Origin of the sequence: Streptomyces aurantiogriseus (assembly GCF_014649375.1) — a bacterium.
Classification (GTDB): Bacteria; Actinomycetota; Actinomycetes; order Streptomycetales; family Streptomycetaceae; genus Streptomyces; species Streptomyces aurantiogriseus.
Genome location: NZ_BMSX01000012.1, coordinates 136731 through 152333 on the forward strand (window position 1 = coordinate 136731; position 15603 = coordinate 152333).

The following is a 15603-nucleotide window of genomic DNA, read 5'->3' on the forward strand; positions in this document are numbered from 1 at the left end:
CTCCCCCACGCTCGGCTTCGCTCGCGCGGGGGCACCCCCATCGCCCCCGCAACAGGCGCCGCTGCTTTGCTCCGACCTGGTCCGCCGGGCAGGCCCGGATCAGCGCAGCGGCAGCTCCGCACGCACCTGCCAGTCGCCCTCGTGCGGGCCGGTGTGCGCGTGGCCGCCGAGGAGCGCCGCGCGCTCGCGTATCCCGCGCAGACCGCTGCCCCGGCCGGGCCCGCGTATGTCGGCGGTGAGCGGATTGCGGACCTCGAGGGCGAGGGAGTCGTCCGCGACGTCGATGCGGACCCGGACCGGGACGGACCCCGCGTGCCGCAGCACGTTGGTCAGCGCCTCCTGGAGGATGCGGTAGCCCTCGCGGGAGACCGGGCCGGGCACGGCGTCCACGGGCCCCGACAGCTCGGCGTCGACCTTCGCCCCGGAGGCACGGGCGGACTCCAGCAGCCGGTCGGCGTGCGTGAGCGTCGGCCGAGTGCTGACCGGCTGCTCCGACTCGCGCAGGATGCCGAGGACGCGCTCCAGGTCCTCCAGGGCGGCCCGGCCCGTCTCCTCGATCGCGTCCAGGGCCCGGTCGGTGAACGCGGGATCTCCTGCCGCCCGTGCCGCGCCCGCCTGGACGACGGCGACGGTCAGCGCGTGACCGATGGAGTCGTGCAGCTCCCGCGCGATGCGGTTGCGCTCCAGGAGCTGCTCCGTGCGCTCCTCCAGGGCGGCGAGCCGTTCGGCGGCGGACGGGCCGAGAAGCCGTCGCGCGAGGACCGTGACCAACTCGCCCAGGCCGACGACGAGTCCGTACAACGCGAGGAGGGGAAGCGGCACCAGGAGGGCCGACCACCCTTTCGATGCCACGCCGGCGAGGCCGGGAATGTCGTCGGGCACGCGCCCCCACGCGGTCGCGGCGAGCTCGAACGCGAGGATCGGCAGCCACACACAGCCGACCGCGACCACCGCCCCCAGCGCCATGCGCACTTCCAGCCACAGCACCGTCCGCAGCCGGTCCCGCCAGGCCGTCGCCGGGGCCACGGAGAACCCCGCATCCGGCTCGCCGGGCGTCAGCAGCAGGTGCGCCTGCACCCCCTCACCCCTGCGCACCGCCGGGATCAGCCCGACCGGGATCAGCAGGAGCAGGGGCACCCACGGGCGCCTCGGGTCGATGTACATCCAGACACTCACGACCAGCACCGGCACCCACAGGTGCAGCAGTCGTGTGTACGTCGTCCCCCGCAGCAGCGGGCGCAGGAAGCGGCCCATGCACCCATCGTGACAGCCGCCACTGACAACGGGCCTCCCCCGAGCGGGGGAGACGGACTCCACCGGCGGGGGAGGCCCGTGCACCGGGTCGGTCGCCAGGCTGGGGCCATGAGCAGCATCGACCTCCGCGACCTCACCAAGGAGTACGGCCGCCGACGGGCCGTGGACGGACTCACCTTCCGCGTCCTGCCCGGCCGCGTCACCGGCTTCCTCGGCCCCAACGGCGCCGGCAAGTCCACCACGCTGCGCCTCCTCCTCGGCCTCGACCGCCCGACGTCCGGCACCGCCACCCTCGACGGCAGGGCCTACGCCACCCTGCGCGAACCCCTGCGGCACGTCGGCGCCCTGCTCGACGCGCAGGCCCCGCACGGCTCCCGCACCGGCCGCGACCACCTGCGCGCCCTGGCCGCGAGCAACCGCATCCCCGTCCGCCGGGTCGACGAGGTGCTGGAGGAGACCGGGCTCGCCCCGGCCGCGCGCCGCCGGGTGAAGACGTACTCCCTGGGCATGCGCCAGCGACTGGGCATCGCCGCGGCCCTGCTCGGTGACCCCGAGGTGGTGGTGCTCGACGAACCGTCCAACGGCCTGGACCCCGAAGGCATCGTCTGGATCCGCGCGTTGCTGCGCCGACTGGCGGGGGAGGGGCGCACCGTGCTGGTCTCCAGCCATCTGATGAACGAGACCGCCTCCTTCGCCGACCACCTCGTCGTCCTCGGCCGGGGCCGCCTGCTGGCCGACACCCCCATGCGGGACTTCATCGACGCGCGCGTGCAGCCCCGCGTACGGATCCGCACCACCGACCCCACCGCCCTCGGCAAGGCCCTGGCCCGCCACGGCCACGACGCCGTCGTCCATGACGACGGGCACTGGACCGTGCACCACGCGCGCGTGGACGACATCGGCCGCCTCGCGTCCCAAGCCGAAGTCCCCCTGCTCGAACTGACCGCCGAGGAAGGCACGCTGGAGCAGGCCTACCTCGATCTGACCGCCGCCGACGCCGAGTTCGCGGCCCAGCCGCAGGAGGCCTGACCATGGCATTCCAGCCCGCTCTCCACGCCGAGTGGATCAAGATCCGTACGCTGCGCTCGCAGATCGGCGGCCTGGGCGCGATCCTGCTCGCCACCGTCGCCTTCGCCACGCTCGCCGCCGCCGACACGGACGGCGAGGACTTCGATCCGCTCTTCTCCGCCTTCTTCGGCGTCAGCTTCGGGCAGATCGCGGCGATCGCGTTCGGGACAACAGCCGTGGCGGCTGAGTTCCAGGGCGGCGCACTGAGGGTGTCACTGGCCGCGGTGCCGCAGCGTGGGCGCTGGTTCGCCGCGAAACTGACGGCGATCGCACTGCCGGTCCTGGCCGCCGGACTGACCACGGGCTTCGTGACCCTGGCGGTGGGCAGCGCGGTGCTGGGGGAGAAGGCCGACGGCTTCGGCACGGCCGACGGTCTGCGCGCCGCCGTCGGCTGCGGGATCTACCTCACGCTCATGTCCCTGCTCGCCGCCGGCCTGACGGCCGTCCTGCGCAGCGGAGTGGCCGCGCTCAGCATCCTCATCCCCTTCCTGCTGATCGTGTCCTTCGTCGTCGGCGACATGTCGGGCGGCATCGCGGACCTCCTGCCCGACCGGGCCGGCCAAGTGGTCCTGCACAGCACGCCGGACGGCGCCCTGGGGCCGTGGACCGGCCTGGCGGTGACCGCCCTGTGGACGGCGGCGGCGCTCGCCGCGGGGGCGTGGCGGATACGACGCCGGGACGCCTGAGCCGCCCGGTCCCTGACGCCCGGCCAATTGTCGGTGGCGGCCGGTTCACTGGATCACATGGACATCGCGCGATGGCTCGACACCATCGACCTGCTGTGCACCCGGGACTTCCCCGCGGAGTACGGCAGGACGGACGTGGGCACGGGAGGTCCCGGTCATCTCGTCGCCGAGTTACAGACCAGCGACGACTTCTGGGAGGACGACGGGACACAGGGGGAGGAGACGGAGGCACAGTACGACGCCGACCGGGACGGTCTCACGGAGCGGCTGACCGACCGCTGGGGCCCACCGCACCGCATCAGCCTGGCGAGCATTCTGGAACGCTCCATGGACGGCGAGGACATACCCGAGCCCTGGGGTTCGCTCAGCGCGCACGTGCCGGACGTCCACCTGTGGCAACTGCCGGGCACGGCACGCTGGATGGCCCTGGGCGTCTCCCAGTGGGACAAGGAACTGCCGTTCCAGCTCCTCGCCGTCGTCACCGAGACGGCTCCCCCGTGACCGCCGGAGGCGTCTCCGCCGCCACCCGCAGCCGCGCGAACTCCTCCGCCATCGTCGCCGCCGTCCAATGGGCGTTGAGCCCACTGGGGTTCGGCAGTACCCACACGCGCGTGTCCCCGATGACCCGCTCCTGCGGGCCCACCCGGGCCCTGCGGTCGTCGAACGCGGCCCGGTAGGCGGTCACCCCCACCACCGCCAGCCAGCGGGGCCGCAGCCGGACCACCTTCTCCGCCAGCAGCCGCCCGCCCTCGCGGTACTCCTCCGCCGTCAGCTCGTCGGCCCGCGCGGTCGCCCGCGCCACCACGTTCGTGATGCCGAGCCCGTGCGACAGCAGCTCCCGCTGCTCGGCCGGCTTCATCAGCCTCGGCGTGAAACCGGACAGGTGCAGCACCGGCCAGAAACGGTTGCCCGGGCGGGCGAAGTGATGACCGGTCGCCGCCGTCATCAACCCCGGGTTGATGCCGCAGAACAGCACACGGAGACCGCCCGCGACCACGTCCGGGACGAGCCGGTCGCGGGCGGCCTCCAGTTCCGCCTGGGTGAAGCGGGTCAGAGGATCGCTCCGGGGGTGTAGCCGGCGGCCTCCGGCCGCTGCTTCACGATCTCCTCGATCCGGCCGACGACGACGGCCACCTGGTCGGCGGCGGCGCCCGTGAAGGACAGCTTGTCGGCCATCAGCGCGTCGAGCTGCGCACGGTCCAGCGGGATGCGTTCGTCGGCGGCGAGCTTGTCCAGCAGCTCGTTGCGCTCGGCACCCTGCTCGCGCATCGCCAGCGCGGAGGCCACGGCGTTCTCCTTGATCGTCTCGTGCGCGACCTCACGGCCCACGCCCGCGCGCACCGCGCCCATCAGCACCTTGGTGGTGGCGAGGAACGGCAGATAGCGGTCCAGCTCGCGCGACACGACCGCCGGGAAGGCCCCGAACTCGTCGAGCACCGTCAGGAACGTCTCCAGCAGGCCGTCCAGCGCGAAGAACGCGTCCGGCAGCGCGACCCGGCGCACCACCGAGCAGGACACGTCACCCTCGTTCCACTGGTCGCCCGCCAGTTCGCCCGTCATCGACGCGTAGCCGCGCAGGATGACCATCAGGCCGTTGACGCGCTCGCAGGAGCGGGTGTTCATCTTGTGCGGCATCGCCGAGGAGCCGACCTGGCCCGGCTTGAAGCCCTCGGTCACCAGCTCGTGCCCGGCCATCAGCCGGATCGTCTTCGCCAGCGACGACGGCGCCGCCGCCAACTGCACCAGCGCGGTGACGACCTCGTAGTCCAGCGAGCGCGGATAGACCTGGCCGACGGAGGTGAACGCCTGCGAGAAGCCCAGGTGTCGCGCGATCCGGTCCTCCAGCTCGGCCAGCTTCGTGGCGTCCCCGCCGAGCAGGTCGAGCATGTCCTGCGCGGTGCCGACCGGGCCCTTGATGCCGCGCAGCGGGTAGCGGCCGAGCAGCTCCTCGACCCGCCCGTAGGCCACGAGCAGCTCGTCGGCGGCGGTCGCGAAACGCTTGCCGAGCGTGGTGGCCTGCGCGGCCACGTTGTGCGAGCGGCCGGCCATGACCAGCTCGGCGTACTCCCCGGCCAGCTTGCCCAGCCGGGCGAGGACGGCCACCGTGCGGTCGCGCATCAGCTCCAGCGAGAGACGGATCTGCAGCTGCTCGACGTTCTCCGTCAGGTCGCGCGAGGTCATGCCCTTGTGCACGTGCTCGTGCCCGGCGAGGTCGTTGAACTCCTCGATCCGCGCCTTCACGTCGTGCCGCGTGACCTTCTCACGCTGGGCGATCGAGGCCAGGTCGACCTGGTCGAGGACGCGCTCGTAGTCGGCGATCGCCGCGTCCGGCACCTCGATCCCGAGGTCCTTCTGCGCCCGGAGCACGGCGAGCCAGAGCTGACGCTCCAGCCTCACCTTCTGCTCGGGCGACCAGAGCGTGGCGAGCTCGGCGGAGGCGTAGCGTCCGGCGAGGACGTTCGGGATGCGGGGCTTGGCGGGAGCGGAAGTCACGTGTACGGATTCTACTGGCGATTCCTGCAGGCCAGCGCCGCGGGGCCATTCGGCGGAACCTACGAGACCCGCGTCACCGTCCGCACTCCGCGAGCTCGGCCAGGACGTCCGCGTGACAGAGTTCCGGCGCGCACTCTGCTCGATGAATGGGCCCACCTGCGGCCCTGCAACAGCGACGATGAACGCACCGGCGCCCTGGCAGACTTCCTGCACACCTACAACCACCACCGCTGCCACACCGCCCTCGGAGGCCGACTCCCGATCAGCCGTGTGAACAACGCTGCGGGTCAGTACACCTAGACCGCGGGGCCCTCGTACGGCAGCAGTTCCGGCCGCTTCGGCGGAAGGCCGTCGCCCGACGAGCGGCCGGTCAGGCGTCGCCCGATCCACGGCAGCAGGTGTTGCCGGGCGAACCGGACGTCCGCCACGCGGCGCATCACCCAGCCCGGCGGCAGGGTCGCCGGTATCGGTGTGTGCCACTCGGTGTCCTCGGGGTCGTGGCCGAGGGTCTGCCAGACCGCCTCGGCGACGCGGCGGTGGCCCTCGGCCGTGAGGTGCAGCCGGTCCACGTCCCACAGGCGCGGGTCGCCCAGGGACGGGGCGCCGTACAGGTCGACGACCAGGGCGCCGTGCCGGGCGGCGAGGTCGTCGACGCAGGCGAACAGTTCCTCCATGCGCGGCCGGAATCGTTCCAGGACCGGGCCCTGCCGGCCGGGGCTGCGCATCAGCACGAGCTGCTTGCAGGACGGGGCCAGCTGCTCCACCGCCTCCGTCAGCAGGCCCTTGACGCGGCCCATGTCGCACTTGGGGCGCAGCGTGTCGTTGAGGCCGCCGACGAGGGTGATCACGTCGGCGCCCATCGCGGCCGCCACGGGCACCTGTTCCTCGACGATCTGCCTGATCAGCTTGCCGCGCACGGCGAGGTTGGCGTACCGGAAGCCGGGCGTGCGGGCGGCCATCCGTCCCGCGAGGAGGTCCGCCCAGCCCCGGTAGGTGCCGTCGGGCAGCAGGTCCGACATGCCCTCGGTGAAGGAGTCGCCGACCGCGACGAGGCTGGTGTGGCTGGTGTACGGGGGTGTGGTGTTCGTCTGCATGGCGTCAGCGATGGTAACCCCTTCACATACCCGCCGGTCGGTCGCCCTCCGCGCCCCCGCGTCCGCTCACGCCCGCTGCCCGAACAGCTCCCGCAGCACGTCCTCCATGGTCACCAGCCCCGCGAGCCGCCCGTCGGCGCCCAGCACGGCCGCCAGATGCGTACGGCTGCCCCGCATGGCGGTGAGGACGTCGTCCAGGGGCGTCGTCTCCCGCACGCGCGCGATGGGCCGCAGATCCCGCAGCCGGAACGGCACGTGTCGGGGCGAGGCGTCCAGCGCGTCCTTGACATGCAGGTAGCCGACGATCCGGTCCCCCTCGTCGACGACGGGGAAGCGGGAGAACCCGGACTCGCCCGCGAGCCGCTCCAGTTCCTCCGGCGTGACGCCCACGCGCGCGTAGACGACGCGTTCCAGGGGAAGGACGACGTCCCGCACCGGGCGGCGCCCCAGCTCCAGGGCGTCGTGCAGCCGCTCCTGGGCGCGGTCGTCGAGGAGCCCCGCCTCGCCGGCGTCCTTGACGATCTGTGCCAGCTCCGCGTCCGAGAACGTGGCCGTGACCTCGTTCTTGGCCTCGATCCGCATCAGCTTCAGCAGGCCGTTCGCGAAGGCGTTGATCGCGAAGATCACCGGGCGCAGCCCCCGGGAGAGCGCGACCAGCGGCGGTCCGAGCAGCAGTGCGCTGCGCACCGGCTCGGCGAGCGCGATGTTCTTCGGCACCATCTCGCCCAGCAGCATGTGCAGATACGTCGCCAGGGTCAGCGCGATCACGAAGGAGACCGCGTGGCCGGCGCCCTCGGGCACGCCGATCGCGTGGAACACCGGCTCCAGCAGGTGTTCGATCGCCGGTTCCGCCACGACACCGAGGACCAGGGTGCACAGGGTGATGCCGAGCTGCGCCGCCGCCATCAGCGCGGACACATGCTCCAGGCCCCACAGCACGCTCTTGGCGCGCCGGTCGCCCCGCTCGGCGTACGGCTCGATCTGGGAGCGGCGTACGGAGATCAGTGCGAACTCCGCGCCGACGAAGAAGGCGTTGACGACCAGGGTCGCCAGGCCGATCAGCAACTGGACGGCGGTCACTTGCCGACCTCCTGTCCGGACGGGTCCTCGAGCGGCGCGTGCAGCAGCACCCGCGCGGCCCTGCGGCCGGACGCGTCCACCACGTCCATGCGCCAGCCGGCGATCTCGACGCTGTCACCGACGGCCGGGATGCGGCCCAGCTCGGTGGCGACCAGGCCGGCGAGCGTCTCGTACGGGCCTTCGGGGGTGTGCAGACCCACGCGCGTGAGCTGGTCGGTGCGGGCGGCGCCGTCGGCCGAGTACAGGACACGGCCGTCGTCGTCCGTGCCCGCGGGGGCCAGGTCGGGCGTCTCGTGCGGGTCGTGCTCGTCACGGACCTCGCCGACGACCTCCTCGACGATGTCCTCCAGTGTCGCCACGCCCGCCGTACCGCCGTACTCGTCGATGACCACGGCCATCGTCCGCTTGCCGGACAGCCGGTCCAGCAGCCGGTCCACGGTCAGCGACTCGGGCACCAGCAGCGGTTCGCGCATGATCTCCGCGACGGACACCCGGGTGCGGCGCTCCGCGGGGACCGCCAGGACGTCCTTGATGTGGGCGGTGCCGACCACCGTGTCCAGGTTGCCGCGGTAGACGGGGAAGCGGGACAGGCCCGTCGCCCGGGTGGCGTTCGCCACGTCCTCGCAGGTCGCCAGGGCCTCCAGGGCGATGACCTGCACGCGCGGGGTCATCACGTTCTCCGCGGTGAGGTCGGCCAGGTTCAGCGTGCGCACGAACAGCTCGGCGGTGTCCGCCTCCAGGGCGCCCTGCTTGGCGGAGTGCCGGGCCAGCGCCGCCAGCTCCTGGGGGCTGCGGGCAGAGGCCAGCTCCTCGGCGGGCTCCAGACCGAAGCGGCGCACCACACGGTTCGCGGTGTTGTTCAGATGGGTGATGAAGGGGCGGAAGGCGGCGCTGAACCAGCGCTGCGCGTTGCCCACCCGCTTGGCCATCATCAACGGGGCGGAGATCGCCCAGTTCTTCGGCACCAGCTCGCCGACGACCATCAGGAACACGGTCGACAGGGCCGTACCCAGCACCAGCGCGACCGAGCTCGCCGCGGCGGGCGAGAAGCCGACCGACTCCAGCGGCCCGGAGATCAGCTTGGCGATCGACGGCTCGGCGAGCATGCCGACCACCAGGTTGGTGACGGTGATGCCGAGCTGGGCGCCGGAGAGCTGGAAGGTGAGGTTGCGGACGGCCTTGAGGGCGCCGGCCGCGCCGCGCTCGCCCCGCGCGACGGCCCGCTCCAGTTCGCCACGCTCCACCGTGGTCAGCGAGAACTCGGCCGCGACGAAGGCGCCGCACGCGAGCGACAACAGGATCGCCACCAGCAGCAGGAGCACTTCCATCATCGGGTCACCTCCGTCCCATGGTCGGACAGGGCAGGGAGGAGCGCGCGATGTCGCGTACTGGGAGGCTCGCCCATGGGCGGACGCTCACACCTTTCATGAACCGATAGGAGGACCGTACTGTCCGTACGGTCCCCCAATGGTAAAGGATCGGCAAAGCGGACGGTCGGCGGGCCGGCTCAGCCGGTGAACGGCTTCACCCAGCGCCGCCATTGCTCCTGAGGCGTGTACCCCGCCGCGCGCCACGCATGGTGCGCCGTCTCGTTGTGCGTCAGCACCATCGCGTCCCCGCGCCGCCCGCCGAGCCGCGCGAACCGCTCCTCCGCGGCGGCCAGCAGCGCCGAACCGATCCCCTGCCGACGGCGCTCCGGGTGCACGGCCAGCCGGTACAGATGGCAGCGCCAGCCGTCGAACCCGGCGATCACCGTGCCGACCAGCTCGCCGTCCTTCTCCGCCAGGATCAGCGCCTCGGGGTCGCGGGCGACCAGCCGCTCCACGCCGTCCCGGTCGTCGCTGATGCTCGTCCCTTCGGCGGCGGTCTTCCAGAAGGCCAGCACGGTGTCGAGGTCGTCGGGCGTCGCGGCCCATATCCGCAGATCAGACATGGGTCGATCCCATCACGGGCGGTGCGTCCGGAGGCGGAATTCCAGCATCCGGACAAGCGTCCCGTTCCCCGGCCCCGGTCAGCGTCCCTTCAACTCCGCGATCACGGGCGCGAACGCCTCGATGTACGGCTCCAGCACCGTCAGATACGAGAATCCGTACCGCTCCCGCTGCGCGAGCACCTGCGTGACGATCTCCTCGAACGTGCCGATCAGCAGCAGGGGCAGCTCCAGCGCCTGCGCCAGGGTCAGGTGCGGCGCCCGCTCCAGGAGGGGCCGGACGGCCGCCTCGCGGTCCTCGGTGACGATCACCATCTGGATGAGCAGGTTGAGCTCCGCCGGTTCCTCGCGGCCCTGCGCCAGCTCCCGGTAGCGCCCCACGCGCTCGTCGAGCTCGTCGGCCGTGATCGGCGTCAGGCCCGTCGGACTCTGCGCCGCCGGTCGCGCACCCGTGAAGGCCGCGATGTCCGCGTGCTCGGCGGTGAGCTCGAGCATCCGGTCGCCGTTGGCCCCGATCAGCAGCGGCACCCGCGGCTGTTGCACCGGCCCGGGTCTGTGTTCCTGCGAACCCAGCAGCCGGTCCAGCTCCTCGATCGTGCGCCGCAGATGCGCCACCCGTTCACCGGGCGAGCCCCACGGCAGCCCCGCCGTCTCGTGCTCCGCCCGTACGTACCCGGTGCCGAGCCCGAGCTCCAGACGCCCGCCCGTCAGCGCGTCCGTCGTGGCCACCTCACGCGCGAGCAACGCCGGGTTCCAGAAACCGGCGTTGAGCACGAACGTGCCCAGACGCGGCCGCTCGGTGGCCTCGGCGGCCGCGACCAGGGCGGGGAACGGCGCCGGCATCCCCAGGTGGTCGGGGACGAGCAGCACGTCGTAGCCGAGTTCCTCGACCCGGCGGCACTTGGCGCGCCACTCCTCGGCGGGCGCGGGCTCGATCAGGCTGGCTCCGAAGCGGAACGGGCGCGGCATGAACTCTCCTCAGCTGGAAGCGACTCGAGTTTCCGCCGTGATTCCATCACTCGTGCGCGATGGCCGCCAGCACATTCATGCGGGAGGCACGCAACGCCGGAAGCAGCGCCGCCACGACGCCGACCACCGCCGACCCGACGACGACCGCGACGATCGTGCCCCACGGGATCGCGAGCGCCTTCATGCCCTGCAGGGCGAGCACCTGCTGGGTGCACACGCCCCACACCAGCCCGAGCGCCAGCCCGAGGACCGCGCCGAACACCGCGATCACCACCGACTCCAGCCGGATCATCCGGCGCAACTGCCGCCGGGCCAGCCCGATGGCCCGCAGCAGCCCGATCTCCCGGGTCCGCTCCACCACCGACAGCGCCAGCGTGTTGACCACACCGAGCACCGCGATGACGATCGCGAGCCCGAGCAGCGCGTACACCAGGTACAGCAGCACCGCGATCTGGTCGTGGACCAGGTCCTTGTAGTCGGCCTGGTCGCGCACCTGCACCTGCGGATACGGGTCGAGCGCCTTCTCCAGCCGGGGCCGCAGGCCGTCGGCGTTCACGCCGGGGTCCGTGTTGACGTACAGCACGGAGTCCTGCCCGCCGGGCACGTACTTCTCGACGGTCGCGATACCGAGGAACAGCCCGCCCTGCATGCCGAAGCCCTCGGCGGCGTCCTGGTCGGTGAGCGCGCCGACCTTCAGCGAGAGGGTCCGGTCGCCGGGGAACTCGACCGGGAGCACACTGCCGACCCGCACGCCGTGATCCTTCGCGAAGTCCACGTCCATGCCGAGCGCACCGCCGGCCAGCGCGGCCGCCGTGTCGCCCTGCGCGTACGTCACATGCGCGACCTCGTCGACCTGGTCGTCGTACCCGGCGGCCGTCGTCTCGATCCGTCTGCCGTCCGGCAGCCGTACGGCGACCGGCGCGAACCGCTGCCGTACGACGGTGCCGACACCCCCGGTGGCGTGGACCCGGTCGGTGACCTCCTGGGAGAACGGGGTGAAGTTGGTGTTCTGGATGACGAAGTCGGCGCCGAGTGTCTTGTCGATCTGCTGGTCGAAGGACTTCGACATGGAGGCGCTCGCCACCGACATGCCGCCCACCAGGGCGAGGCCGACCATGAGGGCGGCGGCGGTGGCGCCGGTGCGGCGGGGGTTGCGCAGGGCGTTGCGCTGGCTCATCCGGCCGATCGAGCCGAACAGGGCCGGGAAGGCCGCCCCGAGCACCCGGATCACCGGGCGCACCAGCAGGGGTCCCGCGATGACGGTCGCGATCAGGGTGAGGACGACGCCGAGGCCCAGCAGGGAGGCCGCGGACGCCGTCGCCGACGCGGTCACGCAGCCCACGAGCGCGGCCACACCGAGGGCGCCGACGACCGCCCCGACCACCGCGCGCACCTTCAGCGGCCGTCCCACGCCCGCGATGTCCGCGTCCGCCAGGGCCGCCATCGGGGACACGGCCGCCGCACGCCGGGCGGGGAGATAGGCGGCGACGAAGGTGACGCCGACGCCGACGACGTACGCCGTCACCGGGGTGACCCAGCCGACGGCCATCTCCGTGGTCTTCAGGTTCATGCCGAACGCGCTCATCAGCCGGATCAGGCCGGCCGCCAGGCCGATCCCGGCCGCGAGACCCAGCGTCGAGCCGACGAGACCGAGCAGCACCGCCTCGGTGAGGACCGAGCGACGCACCTGGCGGCGGTCGGCGCCCAGGGCGCGCAGCAGGCCCAGTTCGCGTGTGCGCTGGGCGATCAGCATCGAGAAGGTGTTGACGATCAGGAACACGCCCACCAGGACGGCGATCCCGGCGAAGCCCAGCATCACGTACTTGATGATGTCGAGGAACCCGCCGAGTTGCTCCGCCGCCGACTTCGCCTGCTCGTCGGCCGTCTTCACGTCGTAGGGGCCGGAGCCGAGCGCGGCGGCGACCCGGCGCTTCAGCTCGGCGTCGGTCACGCCCCGCGCCGCCTCGACGGAGACGCCCGTGGCCTTGTCGGCCGAGCCCAGGAGCTGTCCGGCGGCGACCTCGGGGTCGAGGAAGACCAGGGCCGCGCCCGGGTTGGTGGTCTTGAAGGTGGCGATGCCGACGATCCTGACCTTGAACGAACCCGGCTGGGCCATCACGGTCAGGGTGTCACCGATCTCCACACCCTTCTTGTCGGCGGTGTCGGCGTCGAGCACGGCCTCGCCGGCGCCGCGCGGGGCGGCGCCGGAGGTCAGCTCCACCGAGCTGCGGTCGGTGACGTACCAGTCGGCGGCGATGGTGGGTGCGCCGGTGGTCGGTCCGACGGACTTGTTCTTGATGTCGACGACCGTGATGTTCTCCACGCCCACGTCCGCGTGGGCCGAGGCCACCCCCTCGACGCGGGCCACCCGGTCGACGAGGGCGGCGGGCACGGTCTGGACCGCGCCGGTCGGCACGGAGGCGTTCAGATCCTCCTTCGGCTGCACCGTCACATCGGCGGACGTGGAGGCGAAGAGACGGTCGAAGGTGCGCGTCACCGTGTCGGAGAAGATCAGACTGCCCGCCACGAACGCCACCGACAGCACGACCGCGAGGGCGGACAGCAGCAGACGGCCCTTGTGGGCGAGGAAACTCCGCAGCGTCGCCTTGAGCACCGGCTCAGTCCTCCTCGGTGGCGGGGCCGGCCTGCCCGCGGACCGCGTCGGCGTCGGAGACCTGGGGGCTCCCCCCGGTGAAAAGGCGCATGCGCTCCAGGACCGCCTCCGCCGTCGGCTGCCCCATCTCGTCCACGATCCGCCCGTCCGCCAGGAAGAGCACCAGGTCGGAGTGGGCGGCGGCGCCGGGGTCGTGGGTGACCATGACGACGGTCTGGCCCAGACTGTCGACGGCCTCGCGCAGGAAGGCGAGCACCTCCAGGCCGGCCCGCGAGTCCAGGTTGCCGGTCGGCTCGTCCGCGAAGATCAGCTCCGGGCGGGAGGCGAGCGCCCGGGCACAGGCCACACGCTGCTGCTGGCCGCCGGAGAGCTGGGACGGCCGGTGCTTGAGGCGGTTCCGCAGCCCGAGGGTGTCGATCACCTGGTCCAGCCACTTCTGGTCGGGTTTCTGCCCCGCGATGTCCATGGGCAGGGTGATGTTCTCGAGCGCGTTCAGCGTCGGGATCAGATTGAACGACTGGAACATGAACCCGATCCGGTCCCGCCTGAGCCGGGTCAGCTCCCGCTCCTTCAGCCCGGTGATCTCGGTGTCGCCGAGCCACACCTGTCCGGCCGAGACGGTGTCGAGCCCGGCCAGGCAGTGCATCAGCGTGGACTTCCCGGAGCCCGACGGCCCCATGACCGCGGTGAAACGCCCGCGCACGATGCCCACGTCCACCGAGTCCAGGGCGAGCACGGTGGTCTCGCCCGAGCCGTACGCCTTGGTCAGGCCGCGGGCGCGGGCCGCCACGCCGTCGGCCGGGGCCAGGTCCGGGGCGGGCTGCGCAGCTGATGGGGACAAGGTGCCTCCTGGCTCGCGTGGACGTGCCGACATGCCTGTCCGGCCGAGAGTAATGTGACCGGGCCCACACTCGGTATCCCTTTTCGGTACGAGGCCGCCCTTGCCGGTGCTAGCGGCGCGGCGCTAGCGTCGAGGTATGGCGAAGACCCAGCTGAACGTACGCGTCGACGAGGGCACGGCCCGGGCCGCCCGCGAGCGTGCCACCGCGCGCGGCATGAGCGTCAACCGCTACATCGAGGAACTGGTCCGACAGGACACCGGGGAGGCGGGCCGCACCTTCGTGGAGGCCGCCGCCGACTTCATGAAGCAGTACGAGAACGTCTTCGCCGAGGAGTTCGGCCCGGCACGCGAGGGCACGCACCCCGGCACGCGCGAAGGTCGCCGCTGAACCCTTGGACAACCTCAGCATCGACCTCGCCTGGCTCCTGATGCTCGCCGAACAGAAGACACCGGGAGATCCCCAAGTCACCGACTGGGGAGCCCTGGTGGCGGCTGTGGCACGCCATCAAGCCGAGATCTTCGACGTCCCCGTCTACGACACCCCGCACGCCCGAGCGGCATCGCTGCTGCAGTTGCTCCTCCACGTCCCCGCGTTGGAGCGCTCGAACGCCCTCTTCGCCTGCTCCGTCGCCTACGCCTACCTCGTGGCCAGCGGGGCGAAGGTCGTCACCTCACCCGAACAGGTCCGTGACCTGGCCCGCCTGGTCAAGAGCGGCGAGGCGTCGGTACACGACATCGCGCAGGAGCTGCGCCAGTGGAGCCTGTGAGGCTCGGCTCGGGGCCTGGGAGGTTTCGGCCGGAGCCTGTGAGGCTCAGCTCCCGTCCGTGACCGGCCGCCACGCCGTGCCCAGCACGCAGTAGGACACCGGCAGCCTCGGTCCCCTCTCCGGCAGCACCAGCCTGCGGTACGGGCCGAGTTCGAACCCGGCGTCGCGCAGCGCGCGCACCGGGTCGCGGGACAGATGGCAGCCACCGCTCAGGTGCGGCCACACCGTCCGGTCCAGCGCGCGCTGGGTGAAGGTCATCGCCGGCCCGCCGCCCAGGCCGTGCTCCAGGAACCGCACCTCGCCCCCGGGCCGCAGCACCCGCCGCAGCTCCGCGAGGGCCCGCGGCACGTCCCGCACGCTGCACAGCACCAGCGACAGCACCGCCGCGTCGAAGGCCTCGCTCTTGACGGGCAGCGCCTCCGCCGCGCCCGGGGCGACATCGACGGGCAGCGCGGCCCGCACGGCCGCCTCCCGCGCCAACTGCCGCAGATGGCGCTCCGGTTCGATCGCGACGACTTCCGAGACCGTACCCGGGTAGTGCGCGAAGTTCAGGCCGTTGCCCGCGCCGATCTCGATGACCCGGCCGGAGAGCCCGGCGAGCAGCCGGCCGCGCAGACCGCCCAGACCGGCACGGGTCTCCGCGGCCACGCTGAGCCGGGCGTAGCAACGGGCGAACAGCGGGTGGTGGACGGGATCGCCGGGCACCTTGCCGGAGCCGGTGGCGGACCGTGGCGGCATGGCGACCTCCCGGGAAGGACGGGCCTACCGGGATTCTCCCCCGAACGGACCCGTCGCACCCCCGCTGCC

16 protein-coding genes and 1 pseudogene are annotated in these 15603 nt (G+C 72.3%); 6 read left to right on the forward strand and 11 right to left on the reverse strand.

Translation table 11 applies throughout. The features are described from left to right. Positions 1 to 99: 99 nt before the first annotated feature. Entirely contained in the window at positions 100 to 1254 is a 1155-nt protein-coding gene (locus IE263_RS24945) for a sensor histidine kinase (RefSeq protein WP_189939989.1), read from the reverse strand. Positions 1255 to 1362: 108 nt separating this feature from the next. Between IE263_RS24945 and IE263_RS24950 the strand changes: the two genes are divergently transcribed. From IE263_RS24950 to IE263_RS24960, 3 genes are read left to right on the forward strand one after another with little or no spacing between them, the layout of a single operon-like run. Beyond that, positions 1363 to 2283: an ABC transporter ATP-binding protein gene (locus IE263_RS24950; protein WP_189939990.1), complete on the forward strand. Its 921-nt coding sequence runs from the start codon at positions 1363 to 1365 to the stop codon at positions 2281 to 2283. A gap of 2 nt (positions 2284 to 2285) precedes the next feature. Then, entirely contained in the window at positions 2286 to 3008 is a 723-nt protein-coding gene (locus tag IE263_RS24955; RefSeq protein ID WP_189939991.1) for an ABC transporter permease subunit, read from the forward strand. Between the two features lie 57 nt (positions 3009 to 3065). Next, entirely contained in the window at positions 3066 to 3509 is a 444-nt protein-coding gene (locus IE263_RS24960) for a hypothetical protein (protein ID WP_189939992.1), read from the forward strand. Here IE263_RS24960 and mug read toward each other — a convergent pair. Together mug and purB are read right to left on the reverse strand one after the other, a co-directional pair. Beyond that, the gene (mug, locus tag IE263_RS24965; RefSeq protein ID WP_189940148.1) at positions 3487 to 4062 is read right to left on the reverse strand and encodes a G/U mismatch-specific DNA glycosylase; all 576 of its coding nucleotides are present in this window, start codon (positions 4060 to 4062) and stop codon (positions 3487 to 3489) included. The two genes, IE263_RS24960 and mug, sit on opposite strands and share 23 nt — an antisense overlap. Continuing rightward, a complete protein-coding gene (gene purB / locus IE263_RS24970) occupies positions 4059 to 5501 on the reverse strand; it encodes an adenylosuccinate lyase (RefSeq protein WP_189939993.1) in 1443 nt (480 codons plus the stop codon). Before purB ends, mug begins: the two co-directional genes overlap by 4 nt. A gap of 90 nt (positions 5502 to 5591) precedes the next feature. Here purB and IE263_RS24975 point away from each other — a divergent pair. After that, positions 5592 to 5801 (forward strand): annotated as a pseudogene (locus IE263_RS24975) (IS481 family transposase); the annotation flags it as partial. On the opposite strand, the gene IE263_RS24980 reads toward IE263_RS24975, so the two are convergent. The 7 genes from IE263_RS24980 to IE263_RS25010 all read right to left on the reverse strand — a co-directional run bounded on the left by IE263_RS24980 (position 5798) and on the right by IE263_RS25010 (position 14029). Continuing rightward, complete coding sequence (locus tag IE263_RS24980) at positions 5798 to 6595, reverse strand: SGNH/GDSL hydrolase family protein (protein WP_189939994.1); 798 nt, start codon at positions 6593 to 6595, stop codon at positions 5798 to 5800. The pseudogene IE263_RS24975 and the gene IE263_RS24980 overlap by 4 nt on opposite strands. Before the next feature lie 66 nt (positions 6596 to 6661). Then, a complete protein-coding gene (locus IE263_RS24985) occupies positions 6662 to 7675 on the reverse strand; it encodes a hemolysin family protein (RefSeq protein ID WP_189939995.1) in 1014 nt (337 codons plus the stop codon). After that, positions 7672 to 9006, reverse strand: coding sequence for a hemolysin family protein (locus IE263_RS24990; RefSeq protein WP_189939996.1), 1335 nt, complete (start codon positions 9004 to 9006; stop codon positions 7672 to 7674). The genes IE263_RS24985 and IE263_RS24990 overlap by 4 nt, the downstream gene beginning before the upstream one ends. A gap of 176 nt (positions 9007 to 9182) precedes the next feature. After that, on the reverse strand, positions 9183 to 9608 hold the full coding sequence (locus tag IE263_RS24995; RefSeq protein WP_189939997.1) for a GNAT family N-acetyltransferase: 426 nt from the start codon (positions 9606 to 9608) through the stop codon (positions 9183 to 9185). 78 nt (positions 9609 to 9686) lie between these two features. Next, positions 9687 to 10574, reverse strand: coding sequence for an LLM class F420-dependent oxidoreductase (locus IE263_RS25000; RefSeq protein WP_189939998.1), 888 nt, complete (start codon positions 10572 to 10574; stop codon positions 9687 to 9689). Positions 10575 to 10620: 46 nt separating this feature from the next. Next, positions 10621 to 13188 carry an ABC transporter permease gene (locus tag IE263_RS25005; RefSeq protein ID WP_189939999.1) on the reverse strand — a complete coding sequence of 856 codons (2568 nt, stop codon included), beginning with the start codon at positions 13186 to 13188 and terminating at the stop codon, positions 10621 to 10623. A 4-nt stretch (positions 13189 to 13192) separates the two neighbouring features. Next, entirely contained in the window at positions 13193 to 14029 is an 837-nt protein-coding gene (locus IE263_RS25010) for an ABC transporter ATP-binding protein (protein WP_189940000.1), read from the reverse strand. Positions 14030 to 14165: 136 nt separating this feature from the next. Between IE263_RS25010 and IE263_RS25015 the strand changes: the two genes are divergently transcribed. Further along, positions 14166 to 14417, forward strand: coding sequence for a toxin-antitoxin system HicB family antitoxin (locus tag IE263_RS25015; RefSeq protein ID WP_189940001.1), 252 nt, complete (start codon positions 14166 to 14168; stop codon positions 14415 to 14417). A gap of 4 nt (positions 14418 to 14421) precedes the next feature. Next, on the forward strand, positions 14422 to 14796 hold the full coding sequence (locus tag IE263_RS25020) for a fic family toxin-antitoxin system, toxin component (protein WP_189940002.1): 375 nt from the start codon (positions 14422 to 14424) through the stop codon (positions 14794 to 14796). Between the two features lie 45 nt (positions 14797 to 14841). Here the strand turns inward: IE263_RS25020 and IE263_RS25025 are convergent, their stop codons facing one another. Next, positions 14842 to 15534 carry a class I SAM-dependent methyltransferase gene (locus tag IE263_RS25025; protein WP_189940003.1) on the reverse strand — a complete coding sequence of 231 codons (693 nt, stop codon included), beginning with the start codon at positions 15532 to 15534 and terminating at the stop codon, positions 14842 to 14844. Positions 15535 to 15603: the final 69 nt, after the last annotated feature.

Excerpts from the sequence above, each read along its gene's own strand:
- IE263_RS24990 (WP_189939996.1), bottom strand. The coding sequence starts at position 9,006 with ATGATGGAAGTGCTCCTGCTGCTGGTGGCGATCCTGTTGTCGCTCGCG.
- IE263_RS24950 (WP_189939990.1), top strand. The coding sequence starts at position 1,363 with ATGAGCAGCATCGACCTCCGCGACCTCACCAAGGAGTACGGCCGCCGA.
- IE263_RS25015 (WP_189940001.1), top strand. The coding sequence starts at position 14,166 with ATGGCGAAGACCCAGCTGAACGTACGCGTCGACGAGGGCACGGCCCGG.
- IE263_RS24945 (WP_189939989.1), bottom strand. The coding sequence starts at position 1,254 with ATGGGCCGCTTCCTGCGCCCGCTGCTGCGGGGGACGACGTACACACGA.
- IE263_RS24960 (WP_189939992.1), top strand. The coding sequence starts at position 3,066 with ATGGACATCGCGCGATGGCTCGACACCATCGACCTGCTGTGCACCCGG.
- IE263_RS25025 (WP_189940003.1), bottom strand. The coding sequence starts at position 15,534 with ATGCCGCCACGGTCCGCCACCGGCTCCGGCAAGGTGCCCGGCGATCCC.
- IE263_RS25000 (WP_189939998.1), bottom strand. The coding sequence starts at position 10,574 with ATGCCGCGCCCGTTCCGCTTCGGAGCCAGCCTGATCGAGCCCGCGCCC.
- IE263_RS24995 (WP_189939997.1), bottom strand. The coding sequence starts at position 9,608 with ATGTCTGATCTGCGGATATGGGCCGCGACGCCCGACGACCTCGACACC.
- IE263_RS24980 (WP_189939994.1), bottom strand. The coding sequence starts at position 6,595 with ATGCAGACGAACACCACACCCCCGTACACCAGCCACACCAGCCTCGTC.
- IE263_RS24955 (WP_189939991.1), top strand. The coding sequence starts at position 2,286 with ATGGCATTCCAGCCCGCTCTCCACGCCGAGTGGATCAAGATCCGTACG.